Genomic DNA, 22,597 nt, shown 5'->3' with positions numbered 1-22,597 from the left:
GCATCAGATGATGCACGCTTTCCCGATGTTGTATCGACATGCCGGAGTGTGCCGGCGTCACACTTCAGTCAGGCATGTACGACATCCTGCTCAGGCTGCCGGACGACGCGCCCGGTGCTGACGTCGGCAAGGGCCTGGCGCAATGCCTCCACGACCCTGACGATATCGACCTCCGTCATCTGAGCATAAAGCGGCAGGATGATGGTTTGTTGCTGCGCCGATATGCTTCGCGCCAGGCTGGTGGCGGCGCGATGGGAGCTTTGGTCACAATAGGCCCCCTCCAGGTGAATGTTCATCACGCCGCGCCGCGTCGATATCCCCTGATCGAGCAGCGCTTGCATGACTGCTCGCTGGTCGATTTCATCAGACAATCTCACGCAGAAGCTTTGCCAGTTGCTGCGAGCCCAGGCAGGTTCGGCCGGAATCGAGAGACCTGGGATCGTGGACAGCCCCTCGCAATACTGCAATGCAAATTTCCGTCGCTGCGCAACCAGCTCCGGCAGCCGCCGCAGTTGAACCCGTCCGACCGCCGCCTGTAGGTCGGTCATACGGTAGTTGTAGCCGAGCTCATCATAATCCTCGAAGATCACCTGTTTGGAGCCGTGGCGGACAGCGTCGGTGACGCTCATGCCATGCTGGCGCCACAGCCGGAATTTTCGGTCATAGTCCGGGTTCGCCGTCGTCAGCATGCCGCCATCACCCGTGGTGACAACCTTTCGGGGATGGAAGGAGAAACAGGCAATATCGCCATGCGGTTTGCCGATCTTTTCCCAGCGCCCTTTCCACAGGATTTCGCTTCCCGTCGCGCAGGCCGCGTCCTCGATAACCGGTATCGAATGGCGCTTGCCGATTTCCACGATCGAACGGAGATCGCATGGCATGCCGAGCTGATGCACGCACAGGATTGCCTTGGTGCGTGGCGTAATCGCCGTTTCGATCAGGCCGGGGTCGATGTTGTAACCGTCCGCTTCGATGTCGACGAAAACGGGGACCGCATCGCAATATCGAACGGCGTTCGCGGTGGCGATGAATGAATGGCTGACCGTGATGACTTCGTCACCGGAACCTACGCCAACCGCCATCAAGGCGAGATGTAGCGCGGTCGTGCAGTTGGAAACGGCGCAGGCGTGCTCTGTGCCGACGAAGGCCGCGAATTCCTTCTCAAATGCCGCGACTTCCGGCCCCTGCGTGACCCACCCCGACAGGATGACCCGGCGCGCGGCCTCGGCCTCTTCCTCTCCAAGCACGGGCTTGGCGACTGGAATTGTGGATTGAGATGAGCTCATGCTGCCGCCCCTCCCGCGGCGGTCTGCTGCTGCCACCAGGCAACGAGATCGCGAAGCCCCTGTTCCATTGATATCTCCGCCTTGAAACCGAGGAGCCGTTCGGCCTTGCTGATATCAGCGAGACGACGGGTTACGCCGTTGACGGTCCGGGCCTCCTTGTGCTGTGGCTCGAGTGAAACGCCCATGACGCTGCTCAGCATCTGAGCAAGTTCCAGGAGGCTTATTTCCTGGCCGCTCGCGACATTGAATACTTCGTCCGTGACGTCGCTCTTCGCGGCGAGAATGTTTGCCCGCGCGATATCGCGTGCATCGACGAAGTCCATCGTCTGGCTGCCGTCTCCATAAATGAGCGGCGGCATTCCAGCCGCAAGGCGCTCCATCCAACGGATCAGCACTTCCGTGTAGGCGCCGTAAACGTCCATTCGTGGCCCATAGACGTTGAAATAACGCAGCGCCACATAGCGCAGGCCATACATTTCCGCGAAGCTGCGCAATAGACCCTCGTTGAAGGTCTTGGCCGCACCATAGATCGTCCGGTTATTGTAGGGGTGATGCGCCTCGGTGGTCGGGAAGCTTTCGGCCAGCCCCAGCACCGATGCGGAGGAAGCAGCAACGACCTTCGACACGCCTGCCTTCACGGCAGCTTCGAGGACGTTGAACGTGCCTTCGGCAAGAACATCGAAAGCGAGCCGCGGGTCTTCGGCGCACTGCGTTATTCGGATCGCCGCCTGGTGAAAGACGATGTCGATGCCTGCGAAGGTCTTCGCCAGCAGTGCCCTGTCGCGGATATCGCCTTCGATGATGTTGACGGAGCCGCTTGATATTGCCGTGCTGAGATTGTCCCGGCGCCCACGCACGAAATTGTCGAGGACGATGATCTCGCGAGGTTTTTCCAATGCAACAAGATCGGCAATATGCGAACCGATCAGACCGGCACCGCCGGTGATGAGCACCCGTTTGTTTCTCATGATCTTCCCTCACGCGACATGTTCGTCATCGGATCATTCTCCGAACGCCAACGTATGAATTTTGCCGGTACGCCGGCAGCAACGGAGAACGGCTCGACGTCGGAAACAACGACTGCCCCCGCTCCTACGATTGCCCCCTTTCCGATGGTCACCCCGGGAAGAATCGTCGCATTCGTCCCGATATCGGCCTCTGCACAGATACGTACCGGCCTGATTTCAAGATCGGTGCGGATGATCGGCACGTCTATTGGCAGTGCCGTGTGGGTAGAGCCAAGCACCTTGGCGCCCGGCCCCCACCCGACAGAATCCTCGATCACCAGGTCGCGCGCGTCGAAATAGGCCATCGGGCCGATCCAGACATTGTCGCCGATGACGCAGGTGCCATCGTAGCGTCCCTGGATGTAGGCCTGAGCGCCGATGAACACGCCATCGCCGATTTCGAAAGTTTCCGGATGTTTGAAACCGGCGCCGCTTGCGACCTGCAGACCTTCGCCGCAGCGCCGTGTGATAGCCTGCCAGATGGCTTTGCGCATCAGCGAGTCGACGACGCCGTCGCCTGTCGCGAAGCGGCCGTAGAGTTCGATCAGGCCGGCGCGCCCATATGACTGCCTGAGCTCTTCGGCGAGCCCCGCCTGATAGGCCGGATCTGCTGGCTTCCGGCTGCGGCCGTGAACAGCCTGCACGACGCGAGCCTCGCGTGGATTAGCTGACATAGGCATACTCCAGCGCAGCCGCGACCTGATCGACATGCTGGACGGGCATTTCAGGGTAGATCGGCAAGGAGAGAACCTCTCCTGCGGCGGCTTCCGAGACCGGGAAGTCGCCAGCTTGGTAACCGAGGTCGGCATGGGCCTTCTGCAAATGAACCGGGATCGGATAGTGCAAACCGGACGGAATGCCCTCTGCCGTGAGCACACGCTGCAGACCGTCGCGATCGTGGCTTCTGACGGCGTAGACATGGTAGACATGCCGCCGCTCGGCCGCTTCCACAGGCGTTCGCAAGTGTGGCGATCCTGCAAGCAGCGAGGAGTAGCGGCGGCCATGCGAACGACGGGCTTCGGTCCAGGCTTCGAGATGCCGGAGCTTAACGCGCAGAATGGCTCCCTGGATGGCGTCCATGCGATAGTTGAAGCCCTTCAGCAGGTGGTAATAGCGCTGTTCCTGACCCCAGTCGCGCAGCATGCGCATAGTCTTGGCCTGATCGTCGCTGTTCGTGACGGCGATGCCGCCTTCGCCGCAGGCGCCAAGATTCTTGCCCGGGTAGAAACTGAAGCAGCCGGATGCGCCGATGCTGCCGGCGCGCGCGCCCTTATACCGAGCGCCATGTGCCTGGCAGGCGTCCTCGATGACCGGAATCCGATAGTGGTCGGCGACTGCCATGATGCCATCCATGTCGGCCATCTGGCCGTAGAGATGGACGGGGATGATCGCCTTGGTCCGGGATGTGATCTTCGCCTCGAGCTGAGCCGGATCCATCGTGAGCGTCACGGGCTCGACATCAACGAATACGGGTGTTGCGCCCGTGTAGCAGATCGCCGACACGGTCGCGACGAAGGTGAATGGCACGGTGATGACTTCGTCGCCGGGACCAACGCCCGCCGCAAGCAAAGACAGATGCAGGGCACTCGTCCCGGTGTTGACGGCGATCGCGTGTTTGACGTTGCAATAATCCGCGAATTCCTGCTCGAGGCGGATGACTTCCTCGCCCAGTATGTATTGCCCAGAGGCGAGCACGCCGAGCACGGCGGCGTCGATTTCGCTCTTGATGGATTGATATTGTGCTTTGAGGTCCAGAAAGGGGATCATGCAATGCGCCTCGCCTCTTCGAGCTCGACGATACGACCGCGCTGGGCGAGCGATCGGCTCGCCGCTTCAAGAATGCGAACGACACGCAGCCCGGCGAGTCCATCGGTAATGGGGCGCAAGTTTTGCTCGACGCACTCGACGAATTGATCGAGTTCGCGTTTCAGCGCCTCGGTCATATCCAGCTTGGGCGCCCACATGTCGCCGCTGCGGTAGCCGACCAGCATCTGATGCACCTTCTCGCCGTAGGACTGAGAATTTGGGCACATGGTGATACCTTTGTCATAGACCTTGATCTTTTCGCTGGGCTCGAGATCGTCATAGACGATCATCTTGTTGCTGCCGCCGATCAGCGTGCGGCGCACCTTGACCGGCGCAAGCCAATTGACGTGGATGTGCGCGATGAGCTTGCTCTCGAAAAAGAGCGTCAGATAGGCGATGTTCTCCGGCTCGCCGAGAACGTGGCTCATGCCCGTCGCAGAAACAGCCACTGGTTTTTCCTGCAGGACATGGTCAAGGATGGAAAGGTCGTGCACCGCGAGGTCCCAGATGACGCTGACATCATGCTGGAAGAGCCCCAGATTGACCCGAACCGAGTCATAATAATACATGTCGCCAAGGCCGCTTTCGACCAGTTCGCGCATTTTCCGGACGGCGCCGGTGTGGACGAAGGTATGATCCACGGCCAGCACGAGGCGTCGGCGCGCAGCTTCGTCGACCATTCGCGAGGCTTCTTCCGCCGTCGCTGCCATCGGTTTTTCGACGAAGACATGCTTTCCGGCCATCATCGCCTGCATTGCCAGCTTGAAATGCGTCGAGACCGGCGTCGCGATGGCGATCGCGTCGACTCTCGGGTCGCGCAAGACTTCCTCGAAATTGTCGGTGACCGTTATTGCGGGGTACCGGCTTTTGACGGCCCCCAACCGTTCAAGATTGAGATCACAGACGGAAACAAGGTGGGCGCCGGCCGCTTCCGAGATGTTACGAACCAGATTCGGACCCCAATACCCATATCCGACAACAGCGATACCGATCATTCCATTTCTCCCAATGCAAACATGTCTACCGGTCCGTCATTGACGCGACCGATTACCCTGGCCGGAACGCCTGCGACGATGGCACCATCGGGCACGTCCTTTGTTACAACCGCTCCGGCACCGACCTGGGCAGCCTCTCCGATGATCACGCCGGGCAGAATGGTGGCGTTGCTCCCGATCGACGCGTGGCGCTTGACAAGTGTAGGGATGAGTATCCAGTCGGTCTCCGTCTGCAGGCTGCCGTCCGGATTAATGGCGCGCGGATAGGTGTCGTTCGTAAACATGACGCCGTGGCCGATGAACACGCCGTCTTCCAGCGTCACGCCCTCACAGAGGAAGGAATGGCTGGAGATCTTGCAGTCCCTCCCGACCACGACATTCTTCTGAATTTCGACAAAGGTGCCGATGCGCGTTCCTGCGCCGATCGTGCAGCCATACAGATTCACGAGATCTCGATGGTGGATGACGCTTCCGTCACCCAGCTTGACATTTGATGCAATCATCCCTGAGACTCCTACTACTCCTAACAGGGCCCGATTTTCAGTTGAACAAACAATCGGGCGATTGCGTCCAAGGTTTCAAACCAACAGGACAAATATTTCTCTCCACTTCAAAGAGAATTGTTTTCCTCGCCCGAGTAAAGAAACAAAACGTTCAAGCTTATTCACCTAAAGGCGTATCTACTTATGACGACTTACGCCCTGGTGTATGCCCTGTACCAGCATTGGTGGCGGACCCATCCTCCCAGCCTGTCGCCGCGCCTACGCCGAAGACAGCGATTGTTTCCATGCGTTTAGTGGCCCATCGGCAAAACGGAAATGTAATAACAGAGACTATCCGTAGGGCAGCGCAGTAAGACCTAGGTCTATACTCAGGCTTATCTTCCAATTTGAAATCGATGCGGTAAGTTGTGCTGTACTTAGCCTATATTAGCTACTGTAACGTTCCGCGAATTGTGGTATTCGATTCCTACTTTAGAGTTCCCAAACCCCCGTATTGAGAGGGGTCGGTACTCGGGGTCGTAGTGAAGCGTAACGTGTTAGTGGGAGGGTGAAGCTGTGAATTCAGCACTTATACCGAATTTGGACCGCAGGCAGGAACACGTACCTCTTCCCCTTAGGATAGAAAATAACGCGCACACGCTTGCTCTGTCGGCAGGACAAACGCATTCGCTTGTCATTCTCGACAATCGTGAGCTTGATCGCCAATGCCTGGCGCAATGCATGGCTGCGCAAAAGGCGGATCTGCAGATTTTGGCGTTTGGATCGATTGAGGAGTGGAAGCAGAAGCGCGACGAATACGCGCCGCTTGCAGCCATCCTCTTGAACATCGGCGGCAAAAAGGTCGATGAACCAGCCGTTTCGGAGCAAATCCGGAAACTTTCGTCGGAATTCGCGTCCACACCTCTTATCGTGTTGGCCGATAGCGACGATTTCGGCCAAATCGTCAGGGCTCTTGAGTACGGAGCCAAAGGCTTCATACCGGCCTCGGTCAGCGTCAGCGTCTGCATGGAGCTGATCGCGCTGTCGGTGGCAGGAGGAATATTCGTGCCTGCAAGCGCCCTGTTCGCCATGCGTCACCTGCTGGACTCGAGCAACTCGACCGCCCGCCCGCTCTCCGGAATCTTCACCGATCGTCAGGCAGAAGTGGTGGAGGCGCTCCGACGCGGAAAGGCGAACAAGATCATCGCCTACGAGCTCAATCTCCGAGAGAGCACCGTCAAGGTGCATGTTCGAAACATCATGAAAAAGGTCAAGGCGACGAACAGAACGGAAGTCGTGTTCAAGCTCAACGATCTTTTTCAGAGTAACCTTTCGGGCGGCTTAGCAGCAAACTGATGGTGCCAATACTGTCAGCCGATCAGACCTAGCTTCGCATGGAGAGCATTTTCTCTGCTTAGACATTGCGGTGGCGGCACGGAACGCCACCGACTCGCTACCTAAAGCGTGCCGCGATCTTTCGGATTCGCGTGTCACGCTTTAGGTCTTTTGCAATTGCGTGTCCTCGCAGCCTAATTGCCGCCGCTCACGGAAAGCTTGGAAAGCGCCATTCGAATCCTGCGCAACGGAGCTTTCTGCGAATGAGGGACCAGACCCCGCGCAACATTCCACAAATAGCGGAACTCCGGCAGAGGCGGAACACTCGGCCGCAGGCCATTCAGGCGTAGTTTGATCATCAGGCCATCGATGCCCGAATATACTCGCAGTCGCCAACCAGCATCAGGTTCGAACTGCGGAAGTGTTAGTTTCTCGCCAACTCTTTCGCCAAGCGCTGCATGACGAAGAACATTTGCAAGATCTGGCTGCCGGCACCGTTCAAGAGTGTCGGCGAACCATGCAAGCCACTCGGCATCGGTTCGATCGGGAAGCTGATGAATGCTTTTTCGATCCCTGCCATGCCGTTTCGGGACCACCCCATCGGCCGAGCGAGCGAGTTGCGCAATGACGAGCTGAGCGCGCCTGAATTCGCCATGAGACAGCGACGGATAGAAGTCTTGCAGCCTCCGCGCCCGCTCAAATTGGCCTCTGCAGATCAAAGCGAGAAGGAAGTATGCCCACTCAACCGGATCCGGATCGAGCGCGCCATATTCGACGATGGTCACCTTGACCAGGTCCACGAGAAGGTCATAGGCGCGATCGGTGTCACCCTCCTGCAATGCGCAGATGGCAAGGCGGAATTTCGCTTCGGGCAAGTAGGATACATAGTCAAGACAGCTGAGGTAGCATTGCTTGGCCTCCTCCACCCTGCCCTGCTGGAGAAGCAGGTCCCCCTGCTTCAGCAAGACACGATCGCTTGCTTTCCCGACGATATGAACGCTCTCCTGCTTCGAGATGCGCCTGACCTTTGAAAGATCGCCGAAGGGGCCGGACTGGATGATCTTTTCGCCGAACTGCAGACCTTTGTTCAGCAGGAACCACTGATATATTTGCGGCCTGTGGCTCAACGTATGACGCGAGTGGATCAGGCTGTAACCGGCTGCCGTGATACGGCTTGTTTCGTGGGGATGGGCAAAAAGATAATCCAATCGCTCGACCACGTTGCGGCCGTCAACAAAGACACAGTTCTCCATGTCGACAAAGCCGGCAGCCTCCACTGCTGCCGTCCGTTCCGTCACGAGGCAGGCCTTTGACCCGGGGATCTCGAAATGCTTGCGCACGACCTCGCCGCCCATGGTGCCGCATGTGGGGACCACGAAGCTCGCGTTGAGCGCGCGCGCATAGGCTTCACCAGAAAGGAGTTGGGCGGCCAGCTTGCTCTCATAGGCGTGTTGCGGCGACACCAGGCAGGGGTAACGGTCGCGGATCATCGGAAAGACCGTCTGTCGCCAAGGATAAAGACCATAGGCCTGACCCGTCAGCGTGACCGGGATGACCTTTTGCTGCCCATAGTCGCGGTAGATTTCGGGATCGATGAAATTTGGCCAGACGAACAGATTCTCCCTTACCGCCGGCATATATTCCGGCGCCATGGTTGCGATGGCGAAATACGTCTCGATGCCCCACTGCTCCATGTCGGAAAGAAAGCCGGCGCGTCGATCGCACCATGCATCAGCGTTATGAAGACCAAGCTTCGGAACGGCCATATGGGTATTGGTGTTGGTGATTTTTATTCGACGTGAGCCATGCGACCGGTAACCGCTTTCAAACAACGTCAGATCCGGTTCGTACCTGTCGCAAATCTCTGCATAGTCACAGTCGCGATTAATGACGACGACATCGAAATGTGTTGCGAGGCATTTGACCTGCTGCTGCATGTGCAGCAGCAGGTAACTGGCCGCGTTCGCATTGGGCTGATGATCCCATTGAAAAAAAACGAGCCGCGGCTTTTGATGATCGAGTTTGCTGTTCATGTCCCTATCGAATGGCTTCAGGAGCATTGAGTTCTACGCCCGGAGACGCAAGATGCGGATAGGGCCCTTGCCGGGATTTGAGGCTAAACCTGTTGTTTACTCCGCCGGAAAGCTTCCACTCGAAATAGGCGATCGTTCTCTCAAGCCCCTCACGAAGGTTCACCTTCGGCTGCCAGCCCAGCTGTTGCGTTGCGCGGCTGATGTCGGGCTTGCGCTGGGTCGGATCATCGATCGGCAGAGCCTTGAAAACGATGCCGGACTTCGATCCGGTCATTTCGATCACCATCTCTGCCAATTCACGGACCTGGAATTCTCCGGGATTGCCGAGATTGATCGGTCCCGTAACCCCAGCGGGCGCGGCCATCAAACGGATGAAGCCGTCGATCAGGTCGTCCACGTAGCAGAACGACCGTGTTTGCCTGCCGTCGCCGAAGATGGTGATCGGCTCGTTGCGAAGCGCCTGAACGATGAAATTGGAGACGACGCGGCCGTCATTCGTCTGCATTCGCGGGCCGTAGGTGTTGAAGATCCGAGCCACCCGGATTTCCACGCCATATTGACGGTGATAGTCGAAGAACAGCGTCTCGGCGCACCGCTTGCCTTCGTCATAGCATGCCCGCGGGCCTATGGGACTGACGCTGCCGCGATACTCCTCGGGCTGCGGGTGGACTGCCGGATCGCCATAGACCTCGCTCGTCGATGCCTGGAAGATCTTCGCCTTGGTGCGTTTGGCCAGGCCGAGCATATTGATGGCCCCATGCACATTCGTCTTCACGGTCTGAACGGGATCGTGCTGGTAGTGGACCGGAGATGCCGGGCAGGCGAGGTTGTAGATCTCATCGATCTCCACATAAAGCGGGAAGGTGATGTCGTGGCGGAGTATCTCAAAGCGAGGATCATCAAGAAGGTGCAGCACGTTATCGCGCGAGCCGGTGTAGAAATTGTCCACGCAGAGGACATCATTGCCCTCTCGCAAAAGCCTTTCGCACAGGAATGATCCCAGAAATCCGGTGCCGCCGGTAACCATAATTCGCTTCTGTCCGTGCATTGATTTGCTCCGTTGTTGATGTTTGCCCACAGGAATGGAGAACATGTCAGCAAGCTCCCCTGCCTTTGAGGACCGCAGGAATTGTGCTGAGAAGGATGTGCCAGTCGAACCACAAGGATCGATTGTCGATGTAGAACTCGTCGAGTTGCTGCTGCAGCTCGATATCCGCATTGCTTCGTTCGGATATCTGCCAAAGCCCCGTCAGACCTGGGGTTACCGAGCGCCGTTTGTCGCGAAACTCGCCATCCATCGCCGAGAGGTGATACTCCGGGAAGGGGCGCGGTCCCACGAACGACATCTCTCCTGCAATGATGTTCACCAACTGCGGGAGTTCGTCGAAGCTCGACGAGCGAAGGACATGCCCGATCACCGGCAGGATGCGAGGATCCTGCCGAAGCTTGAAGTGGTTCGACCACTCGGTTTGTGCGGCCGGATTGTCCCGGAATAATGATTCGAGGCGCTGTTCCGCATCTCTGTACATCGTTCTCAGTTTCAGGACGCGCACCGGTTTGCCAGACAAGCCTTCCCGGGCGTGTCTGAAGAAGACAGGCCCCGGGTCGATGGCGTAGATCGCGGCGGCGGCAACCAGAACGCAGGGCATAAGCACCAGCGTCGCAGGTATTGCAATCGCAAGATCGAGGACTCGACGAACCAGGTTCGAGCCTGCCGATCTCCCGCCGATGGCCAAACGAATACCGATCTCTCCGCCGACATCCGCCGGCCGCAAGCCCGTTATCTTGAGGTTTGGCGTGTCGGAGAGGAGGATGACTTCCGCGAACTGGCGGCGCATCGTTGCCAACTCGGTGATAAATGAGCCCGTATCGTCAGCGATCAAGGCAATTGACGGCCCGCCGTCGGGTAATACTTCCGACATATCGGGAGAGGAGGATTCCGGCCGAATGCCGTAATGCCAATGCTCTGAGAAATAGGCCGTGAGCGCAGGGATACGATTGCGGGCACCGATGATCACTGCCAGTTCACCCCAGATACCAAGTCTCCAGGACAGTCCTCGTGCGGCCCCGCGCATAAGAGGTTGAACAACCAGTCCGAGGCCAAGGAAGCCGATGATCGGAAGCAGCAGTCCTAACCCTTCCGGCAGAAGGATCGCCCCAAGCGCTGCGATGATGGACACCTTGAAGGACGCCGTCGTGCGGCGACGCAGATGTTCGTGGTCGTGAAGGCGATATCCGGGATAGAGCGCGTTCGATGCATAAAGAACGATCGCTGCCAGTGCTGCGACGGCGAAAGCGCGCTCCGGCACCATATTCTCCAAACCGTGCGGAAGGAACGGCAGGAGAAGAAGATAGGCTATCACGTAGCTTGCGATGTCGCCGGCAACCAGAAATGATGACGTAGCCAGCCGAGGCAAGCTGCCCCTGAATGGAACCGGTATCTTCAACCCTGCCCGCTTGCTGAATTCGGCGGTCGGCGCGGAGTTTGCCACGAAAGGGTTCGCCTTCCGCAGGTCGGGCGTGATTGCTGACGGCGCAAATAGGGACATGATCGCTTCACACCTTTACGGCTGTTGCTTTTGGCGCACTCGATCCAAAAACCTCGTCTTCGATCGGAAACTTCCGAAGCCCCAGTCTCTGGAATGCTGTCAGTGAGATGAAGGTCGGCACGACGAGCGCATAGCGCCGCCACAGCCGTCGCGGCTCGCACAAAAGACGAAAGGCCCATTCGAAGCCGCTTCTTTGAATGAACCTTGGAGCTTGCCGCTTGAGGCCGGCGTGGAAATCGAATGCAGCTCCGACGCCGATAAGCATCGATGCATCCAGACGGTCACGCATGCGCGCCATCCAGAGTTCCTGCTTGGGACTGCTCAGCCCCACCCAGATGATATCGGCGCCGGATCGATTGAGCAGGTCTGCAATATCGACTTCCTCTTGCGGTGACAGTTTATGAAAAGGCGGTGCATAGGAGCCGGCTATCTCAGCTTCCGGGAATTTCGCGAGAAGCCGCGCCTGCAAGTGTTGCAGCGTCTCGGGCGTTGCGCCGTAAAGGAAGTGGCGTATACCCTTCGATGTGCCGGCCTCGAAAACAGACAACATCAGATCAGGTCCGTACACCCTGTCGCTCTCCAAATGGCCGGCGTGCTTCAATGCCCATACCAACGGCATGCCGTCGGGGGTCACGAGAAAAGCCCGGTTATGGATCGACCGAAGCTCTGGATCATCCTGACATCGGACGACGCCGTGTGCGTCGCGAACGCACACATATTCCCTCCGGCCCTCTTCAATCCCTTTTTGAATAAAACCGGTAGCGCTTTTAAGATTAACTGCCGAAATGCGAACACCAAGGACATTAGTCCATTCTAGGGAGTCCTTTTGTTTAAGAACTGAAGTTTGGATTCTGTCTGCTGGTTGCTTTCTCATGACCTACGCTTCCGCGATTTAAACTGTCACCAGAATATGCCGCCAGCGCGATTGTCTCCATACTTGCAGTTCCAACTATTGGACGTAGAAGACACTTCATACTCCTACGCCTTCGGCCGAGATAAGTTACAATGTTCGAAGTAAGGCGGCGTACCCCCACGGCTTGCCACGTTGCTCTTTTTGATGAGTGCGAACCCAAAAGAGAGGTTTGGTCTTCACAAAGCCGCGGAGGAGAGCCACTGTCGCGCCCAGGCGGGAGAGACTTGCGCGCGAATAAAGCGGGGGGAGACGGTCAACCTAATAAGGTGAGATGACCTGCACGGCTGGCGATTAGAACGCCCGCGAAAACGCCGAGTGCAGAGGTTGTGAAACAGCTCGCCGCCAATATCAGCGCGCCCATTATCGACAAGCCGGTCGCACCCCAGCAGGTTTCCGGGCCGGGAACGTGATGCGTGTAGTTGTGTCGGCGTATGGATTGAAAACCTGACGCAGGATCCATTGGAACTTCGCTCTTGGCAAGCTCGCCGGGCTATGCATCCATAACTCTACCGGGAGCAGTCATCTGTGCATCGCGGGCAGGGCGCTATCGCGCCGAGCAACGGCGCAAGTGGTCTCAGCTTCGTAGACGAGCAACGTGCCCCACCAGCAGTGCACGTACGAGCTGATCGAGCGGCTTCAACCTGCTGACGCTCAACGCGTGACATCCGTCGCGTCGCCAGTCTTATTGATGGGACTGCGACGCGACGCTGCCTCTGTCGATCCCAGCCTCCTGAAGATCGGCCAGACTGCCAAACTCCCCTGAGCGCATGATCTCCGGGTGTATCCTGAAGCTCTTTTCGTTCAGGTTGCCGCTGTAGCGGTTTCGCGCAAATCGCACCGATCCGAGCTTGTGGTCAGGCACGTAAACGTATGCTGCAAGCCCATTGCCGCTCTCGACCGAGACGATGTTGTCCTCGATGCGATTGGGGCCCGCCCAAGGGGGATGCCACCCCCAGCCCGTACCGTCATCGACGCGAAAGGCAGCCCCAGACCCGCCTGTAATGACGTTTCCTGTCACTAGGTTGCTCCAGCCGCCGTTTATGCCGATCGCCGATATATTATCCGAAAGCGTATTTCCTTCGATGCGCACTCCACTGGCCTTGCCGTCGGTATAGATCGCCCAACTGATAGGAGAAGGCCATTCACTGGTATTTTCATATCCAGGAGGCCAGAATGTCCCATCGACCCTGTTCATAAGCTGACCTGTTCCGGTGACGCGATTGTAGCGAATGCTGCTGTTCAAAGGGTCGGCCTGCTCACCCATCATCTTGATGGCGCCGCCATCTGCCGTTTGCTGATTGGCGTTGCGGACCACGTTGTGTTCGATGACCGCGTCATGAACTGCGTCCTGAGGTCCCCATAGCGAGCCACCGGCAATACCGAACTGGGCTGCGTTTTCGATGAGATTATGAGCAATCCCGACGTTGTCGGCAGCCTGGAACCATATCCCGGCCGTTTCGAAATAGACCCTGCCGATATCATGGATGTGGTTCGACAGGATTGTCGCATCGTGCGATTTGAGGAAGGTGCCATAGGTCGTGCCAACATAAATCCCGTTGCCAGCCACATCCGCAACCACGTTGCCGGCAATCAGGACATCTTTGCTCTCGGAAACATGGATGCCGACACCGACATTGTCGATGGAATTGCCGAGCAGCCGGACGCCGTCCGCCCGGTCGAGCCGTATGGCACCAAAGCTCCTGGTGTCGGTACCGAATTTCCCGCTACCACGCGGATCCCCATCCCTGAACCGGAGCCCCGATACAACCATTCCGTCGGCTCCATCCAGCCTGAAGAATGTCGGCAGGATGCCGGCGACAGCCGTAGAGCTGATTGGCAATCCATCGGTCGGAATGTAGACGACTTGCTCCTTGGCGCGGTCATACCACCACTCGCCGGGAGCATCGAGCAGGGCCGCCGCCCCCGCCAGGAAATAGCGGCTGCCTTCCGCGGTGAAGAAGTAGGCAGTGCCTCTGGTGTTGATGGTCCGGTTGGCGGTGTCGAATGAAACCACCGGGAGGGTGTCACTGCCCCATTGGCTGCCGGGGCGAAAACCACCGACAATGTGGGCGACGAGCCCCGCGGTATTTTTCGAGATCGGAAGATCTCCAGCATGGAAGCAAAAGCGCATGTTGCCATGCCATATGTCGTCGTCATGCGTGCACTTGGCCGCAAAAAGCCATCCTTTGCGCGGATCTCCATCGAGCGGGGCGTTGGGAAAGCGTGCCTGCGTCTGGAGCGCCCCGTTGACGAAGAGGTCGCCTACCTCTCTGCCCGCCGGCAACTTCAGTGACGCCGTCCAGCGGCCATCGGCCTGTGCCTTCCACTTGCGAATAAGCAGGCCACCGTGCAGAATTGGCGCTTCGTTGCACCTCGCCGCAATGACGAGGCCCGCATCGCGGGCGTCGAAGACTATCGGTTCAGCGAGATAATAGTCCCCATCGCCCATTGCGATCGTGTTTTGACCGCCCTTCTCTCGCGCAGCATCTCGAGCTCTCTCGATGCTGACAAAAGGACCGTCGGTGCGCTGAGGATTGGGTTTGGGAAGACGCCCACTCCAACTATCCTTGCCATCGGGAGAAACATAAAATACCGCCCGGGGCGCAGTTGTGCCCGTCAGTACTTTGCTCAATGAAGTCCCCTTCAGCCTGTCCGAAAATGTCGCCGGCGACGCTTCCGCGCAAGTCGCTTCCCGGAGCGCCGTCTGCACCCGGTCGGGCGCATCGGTATCCGGACTGACTGCGGCCGGATTGCTCGGCTGCGGAAAGAGCGTCGCAAGCAGAATGCTCAAGATCGGTGCGAGACGCAGGCTGATCAAATCTGCAGTTCCGCCGTTGTCCTGCGTGCCGATGGCCGCAGTTGCTGGCCGGGAGTCATCAAAACAACGGGTTCGTAAAGAGAGAACATGATGATGCCTGACATGAACAGAATGAAAATTGTGTCGTTCTGGATCAGGAAGATCGTCTCAGTCAGGTTCATCACCAAAATCACGACTGTGAAGACATTCAACCACAGCCAGCCATAATGCGGGTCGCGGCATTGGAGGACTGCCCCTTGGCGTAATGCCTGTAGAAGCATCAGAGCGAACAAAATCATCCCGCATATTCCGAAGTTCAGCAGCGTATCGCGGAATCCGTTATGGGCGTGGGGAGACATCCATTGGATTTTCGACCAAATAATCCAGGCCTCGGGATTCGCTTCTGTCCAAAAGGCCTGGTAGCCGAAGCCGAGCAGCAGGTGATCGGCAATCTGACCATCGACCAGTTCCCATAATGGCACTCGGCCCGTCAAAGTGGCGTCCTTGCCAAGCGCCTCCAGGAACGGAACGAGGAATTCGTGAAGCACAAAGAGGAGCCCGATGGCCATTTGAACAAAAATCAGGATGAAGACCACGCGACTGATGCCACCGATCCGCCGCAACAGGGAATAGAACCCGATCAAGCAATAGGCCGATACCGTCGCAATTAAAGCGGTCATCGATCCGGCGCGGACGAGACAGGCCCCACCAGCGATCAAGAAAAGCAAAGCGGTTCGCCGTAAGGCCCGGCTATCGTCCAATAAAACGGCCGTCGACACCAGTATCATCATGGCGGCATACCAACCGAGACTGTTCTTGTGGATGAATATGCCACGCGCCGCGCCGTCCATCGGCATGCGAGCGAGACCCGGCGACGCCACGAAGAGCAGCAGGCTGAGGACGATGCATGTTCCGAAAGTGGCAAATGCCAGCAGCAGCAACTGCCTTGGTGTGAAGCGTATCGCCAGCACATAGGCCAGAAGTACCGTAAAGAGCAGACCGATGGCGCGCCTGAATGTGGTGGAAGGACCTACCGACCAGAAGACGGAGACAAACGGCATGGCGACCATCAGAGGGACAAACCAATTTCGCTTGAGTGCTATGAGAAAATGCGGAAAATTCCGCACCAGCATCAACAGTGTGAAGCTGTATACGGGTAGGCAAAGCAGGCGCAATATTGACCTGGCATGATCGCTAATGGCTCCGTCGGCATCCGCCAACATGAGCGGGAAAAAGGCGCCTGTCTGAAGAAAAAGGCAGAGGCCGGCGCCCCAGTATTCTATCGTTCGCCAACTGACGGTCGGCCCATTCGCTATTCTAAGCGTATACGCTCTCATCATCGGTCCCGTTGTGCTTGGACAGACGAAAGGCTGCTCATCGCGGCAATTTGGAAAGACATGGGTTCCCTTTCACAGCTGCTGCTTATCAACGAACATCCCGCCATCTCCCCAGTCAACTAACGCAAACGAAGGCAGGGCTAAGCCTAACGCGCGTACCCACCCTCCAAGGGCGTTGCTAAGGTTAAGCTCACGGTCTACCCCTCCCCCAAAAGTTGGTGCTTGGGCAAACGGCATTGCCCATAAGAGCAGATGTCGCCGGTGACCAATCGCCGGTAGCTTGGCGATGAAAACATACTGCGAAGCACGCCGCGCTAAGCCGCAGTCGGTGGTGAAGTGAGGCAATAATTCTGGCGCAGCTGGCAGTGGGCAGGTGACGCTTGGAAGGGTTGGGATTTTTATGGTTCTGCGTCATGGTCCTGGTTTCGTATGCACTATAACGGAAGCATCACGCGTTGCGGTGGTGACCCTACGAGCTCAGGGCGCAAGCCTGATCGCGCAGAATGATGCCTGTCCGCCTCCCATCTCTTTCCATCAAATCGCGTTGTCGAACGAACGAGCGTTCGCAACTCCGGCGTACCGATGTGTCGCGCAGCAACGCGCTTGAGAGGGGGTGTCATGGAGCGGCCGACGATCAGCGTCCTCATCAACAACTACAACTACGGTTGCTTCCTTCCTCGGGCGATTGACAGCGCCTTGCGCCAAAAGAGGTCTGATGCCGAGATCATCGTCGTCGATGACGGCTCGAGCGATCAGTCGCGCTCGGTTCTCGAAGGCTATGAAAAGCGGGTGAAAGTGCTCTTCCAGGAAAACCAGGGACAGGCCGCCGCCATTAATGCTGCTGTGAAGGCAAGCAGTGGCGACATCCTCTGTTTTCTCGATGCCGATGACTGGTGGGCGCCGAACAAGCTGTCGGCAACAGCCGCCGCTTTCCAGTCGAATCCTCATGCATCGCTTGTTTATCACCGGCTTCAGCCAACGCAGACCGATGGCTCAATAGCCTTCAAGCCAATCCCTCGGACCCTGTGTTCGGGAGATTTATCGCCACGGCTTGCGCGATCGGCTGGCTGGTGGCCCTTCCCACTAACATCAGCCATCGCTGTAAGACGGAGCGCCTGGGGTGCGGCAGGCGATATTCCTGAGCAGTTCCGCATTTCCGCCGATGCCTGGCTTACGGGGATCTACCCATTTTTGGGGGACGTTGTCGCCCTGTCCGATGCACTCGGATTCTACCGCATCCACAACAACAACTGGTATCGACCAGTCGATGACGCCGCCATGTTACGAAAGCGGATGACCCATTGGCGGACTGTCGTTGAAGTGACAAACCAGTTTCTTTCCGCGCACGATTTAGCCGGAAGGCTGCGTCTGGCCGATCACTTTCCGTATCGGGTCGCCTCGGCCAGGCTGGAGGGCGCAGACATACGCACCCGGTTAAGACTTGGCGTGCAAGGGCTTTTTTTCGCCGGCGAACCAGACTTGCGGAGGCGTATGCGTGATGCATTGCGCACAGCCAGCGACCTCCCTCGACGTGGTCAGTCTCTTGGCTTTTCGGAGTCAGCACAATGAAGGCGCTGATGCTGGTTTCCGAACTCGAAGACTACACTATTTCGTTCGCCAACGGTGTTGCGCAACACCTGCAGGTCGCGCTCGCAGTTCCGCATCGGCGCTACGCCAACCTTGCCTCCGCTTTCGATCCGGCTGTCGATCTGCACCTTTTGGACTGGCCACGGCACCGTTCGCTCGCCAATCCCTGGTTCCTGCACCAACTCACGCGTCTCATCCGGAACGAGCGGCCGAACGTCATTCACCTTCTGAGCAATTCCACGCTGTGGTTGAACTTTGCTGCGCCATTCTGGCGGCCGATCCCGCTTGTTACGACTGTCCATGATGTTGACGTGCATCCCGGCGATTCCGACACCCGCAAGCTGCCCGCCTGGGCTCCCCAACTGATGGTGCGGCAATCGGGTCATGTCGTCGTCCATGGCGAGGGGCTGAAACAACTGGTTCTCGAGCGATATTCGAAATCGCCTGATCGCGTCCATGTTCTGTCGCATCCGGCCATTCATCGCTACGCGGAACTCGCTCGACACCACAAAATGGCGCGAGGCCCCGCAGATGGAACCTTGCGCGTGCTGCTTTTCGGACGGATCTTTGCTTACAAGGGATTGGAGCATCTGGTCCGCGCCGAAGCAATGCTCAAGGACCAGCTCCCCAATCTGCGCATCACGGTCGCCGGCCGCGGCGACGATCCGTGGATCTTCCAGCCGCTTATGGGCGAAACCGGCCGCTATGACATTCGCAACCGCTTTATCGAGGACATGGAGGTCGCCCAGCTTTTTCTGGATGCCGATATGGTTGTTCTTCCCTACACGGAAGCCTCGCAAAGTGGTGTGCTCAACCTTGCCGCGGCATTTGGCAAACCGGTCATCGTGACTGATGTCGGCGAGTTGCGCGCTACCGTTCTGCCAAACGGACTGGGAATGGTGGTTCGGCCAGGGGACGTCGAACAGCTCGCCAGTGCCATCCGGACACTGGCTGATAACAGCGAACTGAGAAGCAGCTTCGGGACCAGCGCGCTCGCCTGGGCCACCGGTCCGAATTCGCCTGAACAGGTCGGCGCACAGGCTGCGGCCGTTTATCGTGAGGTGGTCGGAGCATGCGAATGACGGCGCTCACGCAGGGGAATCGGACAGCGGTGCGGAATGCAGCAGCAACCGTCCGCCACTATGTTCCGGGTGGTTGCGAGAACGGCGGCGGAATTGGCAGGCTGGTCGGCTATATATCGAGCACGGTGAGGGAGGCAGGCGAAACGCACCTCGTCACCGACACCAGGGGGCGGCGCTGGTCCCTCATCACGTCGCCGATGCGCCTGCTCGGCGCCATCTTGATGATGGCCAAGGATCGGATAATTGCTCCGGCACGCATTCACCATATCCATGTCGCGGGTCGCGGCAGCACCGCGAGAAAACTGATCCTCACCGAGGCTGCCCGCTTCCTCGGGTGCTCTCACATATTGCACCTGCATGATTACGACTATGCGAGTGATTTTGCCGCACGCTCGCCACGGCAACAAATGCTCATACGCCGGATGTTCCAAAATGCCGACCAGGTCGTAGCACTGGGTCAGCGCGATCGCATGACGCTAACGACGCTTCTCGGCGTGGACGAGCGCCGCGTGGCCGTCATCCGCAATTGTGTTCCCGACCCCGGGGCGCGCAGTGTTCACGTCGGCAAGATGCCGTTGATCGTCTTTCTCGGCCGACTGAGCGAACGCAAAGGCGTTGGGGAGCTTCTGCTTGCCTTAAGTCATCCGATGATGAAGGAGCTCCAGTGGCGGGCCGTGCTGGCCGGCGACGGACCTGTGGAAGACTACCGCCGCCAAGCCGCAGCCCTGGGCCTTTCAGATCTGGTGAAAATGCCGGGCTGGCTCGGCGCCGACGAGGCGCAAGCCTTGTGTGCACGGGCAGATATCCTGGTCCTGCCTTCGCATGCCGAGGGTTTGGCAATGGCTGTGGTCGAAGGGCTCGCCCACGGGCTTGCGGTCGTTACCACGCGCGTCGGCGCACATGGCGAAGTCATCTCTGACGGTGAAACGGGCGTCTTCGTGCCTGTCGGAGACAAGGATGCCCTGGCTGCGGCGCTGGCGAGACTCGTCAGCGATCCGGAAATCCGCAATCGCCTCTCGGCCAAGGCCCGGGCGCATTATCTCAACCAGTTCAGTATGAAGGCCTACATGCGATCGCTGGAAAAACTCTATGACGCCGTCTCCGCGCAACCTCAAACGTCGGTTAGTGAACGATGACCATTTCAACTATCCCGCCAGACCGCAACACCTCGCTCTCGTCGATGCGCTACGATCCCCGGTTTCAGATAGAAACCAGGTCGGACGACTTTGACCTCACATCGGGCTTGCGTCTTATCCGGCGAAGGATGGTGATGATCGTGGCTATCATCACGCTGTTTATGACGATCGCCGCAGTCATGGTTTCGGGATTGAAGCCGAGTTTTCATGCCGAGTCCCGGCTGATTATCCACACGCCTCTGGCGACGAAACTCGGCCCGGAGGATTCCGGCCGCAACGATCCGCTGGACGCCACATCGGAGACCGAGCGACTTCTTTCGAGAAGCATTGCAGAGCGGGTAATCCGTGACCTGCGGCTCGATGAATGGCCGGAATTCAATCCGGCGCTGCAGGAGACCTCGCTTATCGACAGGATCCGAGCAATGCTGCGTGGTCTGGTCGACAGAGAAAAACCATCCTCGCCGGCCCGAAACAGCATCGAGCCGATCATCCCGAAATACTACAAGGCACTCCGCGTATGGCGCGATGGCCAGGGTGACGTTATTCAGATCGGCTTCGATGCGAGCGACCCCCAACTGGCGGCCTCGGTCCCGAACCGGCTCATCAGCATCTATCTCGAAGAGCGGAAGGACGGTCTACGGGGCCGCCTGGACGCGGCAGAAGAATGGGTTCTGCAGCGCATCGCCGAACAGAAGGACCGCGCTGCGGCAGCACGCGATGCCGCCGACCAATATCAAAAGACAATGGATGTCGTCTCAAATGACAACGATCAGGTTGAACAGATCAAGTCGATAATGGAGCTGGGCGAGCGGCAAACAAAAATCGAACAAAGCCGCACTGAGGCGAGAGCAACGATATCTGCACTGGAAGCGGCCGACGACCTCTCGCTTACCCTGCAGAATATGGTTATTCCCGACAGCATCGGCGCAATGCAACGAGAGCTTCGTGCGCAGGAGCAAGATCTCGAGCGCCTTCTCGAGACATATGGCAACACGGCCGAAGCCGTGGTCGATATGCGGGCGAAGATTGTCAAATCCCGCACCGATCTCAAGCTTGCCACCGATCGATACCTTCAATCCATCCGCTCGAAGCTTGCAGCGCTCGATCATGAAGGTGACGTGGTCCGGTCGGCCTTGGCGGCTGCTCATGAGAAACGCGCTCGCTCTGCCCTGGCGCAAACGGAACTGGCGCGACTCCAGCGCATGGCTGAGAAGGAGCAGACCGCGCTTGATAAGCTCGAGGAGCAGCGCCGCGGCCTGGCTGCGCAAGCCATGCTGCCGGGAGCGGAACTGGAAGTTTTGTCACCGGCAGCAGTGCCGCTGGCACCGCAGGGACGCGGGCGGCTTTTCTACCTGGTCGGCGCCCTCCTGGCCTCGATATCGATCGCGGTAACGGCCGCTTTCGTGGTCGAGATGCTGGATAACTCGGTCCGCAGCTTCGATCAGATGGCCGGAATCCCTCGCATAGTGCCAGCCGGGTTCATCCCGCGCCTGAAACGGAGGGATCGGGGGGATCCATCTATGCTCTTTGGGTACATTCGAGACGGGATGTTTGACGAAGCAATTCGCTCCGTCATAACTTCGCTCAAACAGTCCAACGGTGGAAAGCTGCCTAACAGTATTGTCGTGACGTCGGCTCATAGCGGAGAGGGCAAGTCGCTTGTCGCCAGATCATTGGCAATCGATCTCGCCGCCAACGGAATTCCGGTGCTGCTTGTTGATGGCGACCTCAGACACGGACATCTCGACTCGTTTTTCAGGTCAGAGCTACAGCAGGGGTTGAACGAATTCCTGTGTGGACAGGCTGGAATCCGGGACATCATCGATCACCATCCAAGCGGCATCGACTTCATTCCGGCCGGCAACGCCACTCTCCATCGGCGCGCCCGCATGACTGATGCGGCTGACATTATCTCAATGGCCGCCTCGCTGGGCCAAGTCGTCATCTTCGACAGCGCACCTGTGCTCGCCTCGGCTGACACGATGCATCTGACGGCGTTAGCAGAACGAACGCTCGTGGTCGTCAAATGGGGTAAGACGAGCCGTCGCGCGGCCGAATTTTGCTTACATCAGCTGAGGACCGCACGCAACACAGAGCTCTGCGTTGCCATCAACAACGTTAATCCGAAACAACACGCCAGGTATAACTTCAGCGATTCCGAATTGTTTGTGAAATCACTGAGGAAATACCACGAATTCACCTGAACCAGGACTGCATTCACATCTGGTTCCGCCGAAACAGATTACGGAGAC

17 protein-coding genes are annotated in these 22,597 nt (G+C 58.1%); 5 read left to right on the top strand and 12 right to left on the bottom strand.

What is annotated here, in order from left to right; genetic code table 11:
* Positions 1-68: 68 nt before the first annotated feature.
* The 6 genes from RHE_RS06985 to RHE_RS06960 are packed head-to-tail and all read right to left on the bottom strand — an operon-like array spanning position 69 to position 5,597.
* Positions 69-1,286 carry a DegT/DnrJ/EryC1/StrS family aminotransferase gene (locus RHE_RS06985; protein ID WP_011424704.1) on the bottom strand — a complete coding sequence of 406 codons (1,218 nt, stop codon included), beginning with the start codon at positions 1,284-1,286 and terminating at the stop codon, positions 69-71.
* The gene (locus RHE_RS06980) at positions 1,283-2,254 is read right to left on the bottom strand and encodes an NAD-dependent epimerase/dehydratase family protein (RefSeq protein ID WP_011424703.1); all 972 of its coding nucleotides are present in this window, start codon (positions 2,252-2,254) and stop codon (positions 1,283-1,285) included. The genes RHE_RS06985 and RHE_RS06980 overlap by 4 nt, the downstream gene beginning before the upstream one ends.
* Positions 2,251-2,967 (bottom strand): acyltransferase, encoded by a 717-nt coding sequence (locus RHE_RS06975; RefSeq protein WP_041678598.1) that lies wholly within the window; start codon positions 2,965-2,967, stop codon positions 2,251-2,253. Before RHE_RS06975 ends, RHE_RS06980 begins: the two co-directional genes overlap by 4 nt.
* A complete protein-coding gene (locus RHE_RS06970; RefSeq protein WP_011424701.1) occupies positions 2,957-4,060 on the bottom strand; it encodes a DegT/DnrJ/EryC1/StrS family aminotransferase in 1,104 nt (367 codons plus the stop codon). Before RHE_RS06970 ends, RHE_RS06975 begins: the two co-directional genes overlap by 11 nt.
* On the bottom strand, positions 4,057-5,094 hold the full coding sequence (locus RHE_RS06965) for a Gfo/Idh/MocA family protein (protein WP_011424700.1): 1,038 nt from the start codon (positions 5,092-5,094) through the stop codon (positions 4,057-4,059). The genes RHE_RS06970 and RHE_RS06965 overlap by 4 nt, the downstream gene beginning before the upstream one ends.
* On the bottom strand, positions 5,091-5,597 hold the full coding sequence (locus tag RHE_RS06960) for an acyltransferase (protein ID WP_011424699.1): 507 nt from the start codon (positions 5,595-5,597) through the stop codon (positions 5,091-5,093). The genes RHE_RS06965 and RHE_RS06960 overlap by 4 nt, the downstream gene beginning before the upstream one ends.
* A gap of 555 nt (positions 5,598-6,152) precedes the next feature.
* Here RHE_RS06960 and RHE_RS06955 point away from each other — a divergent pair.
* Positions 6,153-6,932: a response regulator transcription factor gene (locus RHE_RS06955; protein ID WP_011424698.1), complete on the top strand. Its 780-nt coding sequence runs from the start codon at positions 6,153-6,155 to the stop codon at positions 6,930-6,932.
* 173 nt (positions 6,933-7,105) lie between these two features.
* Here RHE_RS06955 and RHE_RS06950 read toward each other — a convergent pair whose 3' ends face one another.
* The 6 genes from RHE_RS06950 to RHE_RS06925 all read right to left on the bottom strand — a co-directional run bounded on the left by RHE_RS06950 (position 7,106) and on the right by RHE_RS06925 (position 16,540).
* Entirely contained in the window at positions 7,106-8,944 is a 1,839-nt protein-coding gene (locus RHE_RS06950; protein ID WP_011424697.1) for a glycosyltransferase family protein, read from the bottom strand.
* 4 nt (positions 8,945-8,948) lie between these two features.
* The gene (locus RHE_RS06945) at positions 8,949-9,992 is read right to left on the bottom strand and encodes a UDP-glucuronic acid decarboxylase family protein (RefSeq protein WP_020920851.1); all 1,044 of its coding nucleotides are present in this window, start codon (positions 9,990-9,992) and stop codon (positions 8,949-8,951) included.
* Between the two features lie 46 nt (positions 9,993-10,038).
* Positions 10,039-11,493, bottom strand: a complete 1,455-nt coding sequence (locus RHE_RS06940; protein WP_011424695.1) for a sugar transferase — start codon at positions 11,491-11,493, stop codon at positions 10,039-10,041.
* Positions 11,494-11,500: 7 nt separating this feature from the next.
* Entirely contained in the window at positions 11,501-12,367 is an 867-nt protein-coding gene (locus RHE_RS06935; RefSeq protein WP_011424694.1) for a WecB/TagA/CpsF family glycosyltransferase, read from the bottom strand.
* A 721-nt stretch (positions 12,368-13,088) separates the two neighbouring features.
* On the bottom strand, positions 13,089-15,221 hold the full coding sequence (locus RHE_RS06930; RefSeq protein WP_042119216.1) for a right-handed parallel beta-helix repeat-containing protein: 2,133 nt from the start codon (positions 15,219-15,221) through the stop codon (positions 13,089-13,091).
* The gene (locus tag RHE_RS06925; RefSeq protein ID WP_011424691.1) at positions 15,221-16,540 is read right to left on the bottom strand and encodes an O-antigen ligase family protein; all 1,320 of its coding nucleotides are present in this window, start codon (positions 16,538-16,540) and stop codon (positions 15,221-15,223) included. The genes RHE_RS06930 and RHE_RS06925 overlap by 1 nt, the downstream gene beginning before the upstream one ends.
* A 618-nt stretch (positions 16,541-17,158) precedes the next feature.
* Here RHE_RS06925 and RHE_RS06920 point away from each other — a divergent pair.
* From RHE_RS06920 to RHE_RS06905, 4 genes are read left to right on the top strand one after another with little or no spacing between them, the layout of a single operon-like run.
* Positions 17,159-18,109: a glycosyltransferase gene (locus RHE_RS06920; RefSeq protein WP_011424690.1), complete on the top strand. Its 951-nt coding sequence runs from the start codon at positions 17,159-17,161 to the stop codon at positions 18,107-18,109.
* Entirely contained in the window at positions 18,106-19,209 is a 1,104-nt protein-coding gene (locus RHE_RS06915; RefSeq protein ID WP_011424689.1) for a glycosyltransferase family 4 protein, read from the top strand. The genes RHE_RS06920 and RHE_RS06915 overlap by 4 nt, the downstream gene beginning before the upstream one ends.
* The gene (locus tag RHE_RS06910) at positions 19,200-20,345 is read left to right on the top strand and encodes a glycosyltransferase family 4 protein (RefSeq protein WP_041678597.1); all 1,146 of its coding nucleotides are present in this window, start codon (positions 19,200-19,202) and stop codon (positions 20,343-20,345) included. Before RHE_RS06915 ends, RHE_RS06910 begins: the two co-directional genes overlap by 10 nt.
* Positions 20,342-22,549, top strand: coding sequence for a GumC family protein (locus RHE_RS06905; protein WP_011424687.1), 2,208 nt, complete (start codon positions 20,342-20,344; stop codon positions 22,547-22,549). Before RHE_RS06910 ends, RHE_RS06905 begins: the two co-directional genes overlap by 4 nt.
* Positions 22,550-22,597: the final 48 nt, after the last annotated feature.

The organism is Rhizobium etli CFN 42 (assembly GCF_000092045.1).
Lineage (GTDB): Bacteria > Pseudomonadota > Alphaproteobacteria > Rhizobiales > Rhizobiaceae > Rhizobium > Rhizobium etli.
The sequence above is the reverse complement of the archived record's forward strand: the minus strand, read 5'-3'. Positions and strand labels throughout refer to the sequence as shown.

What these genes read in the sequence shown, in the direction of transcription:
- RHE_RS06950 (WP_011424697.1), bottom strand. Translation starts at nt 8,944, where the DNA reads ATGAACAGCAAACTCGATCATCAAAAGCCGCGGCTCGTTTTTTTTCAA.
- RHE_RS06915 (WP_011424689.1), top strand. Translation starts at nt 18,106, where the DNA reads ATGAAGGCGCTGATGCTGGTTTCCGAACTCGAAGACTACACTATTTCG.
- RHE_RS06905 (WP_011424687.1), top strand. Translation starts at nt 20,342, where the DNA reads ATGACCATTTCAACTATCCCGCCAGACCGCAACACCTCGCTCTCGTCG.
- RHE_RS06910 (WP_041678597.1), top strand. Translation starts at nt 19,200, where the DNA reads ATGCGAATGACGGCGCTCACGCAGGGGAATCGGACAGCGGTGCGGAAT.
- RHE_RS06935 (WP_011424694.1), bottom strand. Translation starts at nt 12,367, where the DNA reads ATGAGAAAGCAACCAGCAGACAGAATCCAAACTTCAGTTCTTAAACAA.
- RHE_RS06965 (WP_011424700.1), bottom strand. Translation starts at nt 5,094, where the DNA reads ATGATCGGTATCGCTGTTGTCGGATATGGGTATTGGGGTCCGAATCTG.
- RHE_RS06985 (WP_011424704.1), bottom strand. Translation starts at nt 1,286, where the DNA reads ATGAGCTCATCTCAATCCACAATTCCAGTCGCCAAGCCCGTGCTTGGA.
- RHE_RS06940 (WP_011424695.1), bottom strand. Translation starts at nt 11,493, where the DNA reads ATGTCCCTATTTGCGCCGTCAGCAATCACGCCCGACCTGCGGAAGGCG.
- RHE_RS06960 (WP_011424699.1), bottom strand. Translation starts at nt 5,597, where the DNA reads ATGATTGCATCAAATGTCAAGCTGGGTGACGGAAGCGTCATCCACCAT.
- RHE_RS06945 (WP_020920851.1), bottom strand. Translation starts at nt 9,992, where the DNA reads ATGCACGGACAGAAGCGAATTATGGTTACCGGCGGCACCGGATTTCTG.
- RHE_RS06925 (WP_011424691.1), bottom strand. Translation starts at nt 16,540, where the DNA reads ATGAGAGCGTATACGCTTAGAATAGCGAATGGGCCGACCGTCAGTTGG.
- RHE_RS06980 (WP_011424703.1), bottom strand. Translation starts at nt 2,254, where the DNA reads ATGAGAAACAAACGGGTGCTCATCACCGGCGGTGCCGGTCTGATCGGT.
- RHE_RS06920 (WP_011424690.1), top strand. Translation starts at nt 17,159, where the DNA reads ATGGAGCGGCCGACGATCAGCGTCCTCATCAACAACTACAACTACGGT.
- RHE_RS06975 (WP_041678598.1), bottom strand. Translation starts at nt 2,967, where the DNA reads ATGTCAGCTAATCCACGCGAGGCTCGCGTCGTGCAGGCTGTTCACGGC.
- RHE_RS06970 (WP_011424701.1), bottom strand. Translation starts at nt 4,060, where the DNA reads ATGATCCCCTTTCTGGACCTCAAAGCACAATATCAATCCATCAAGAGC.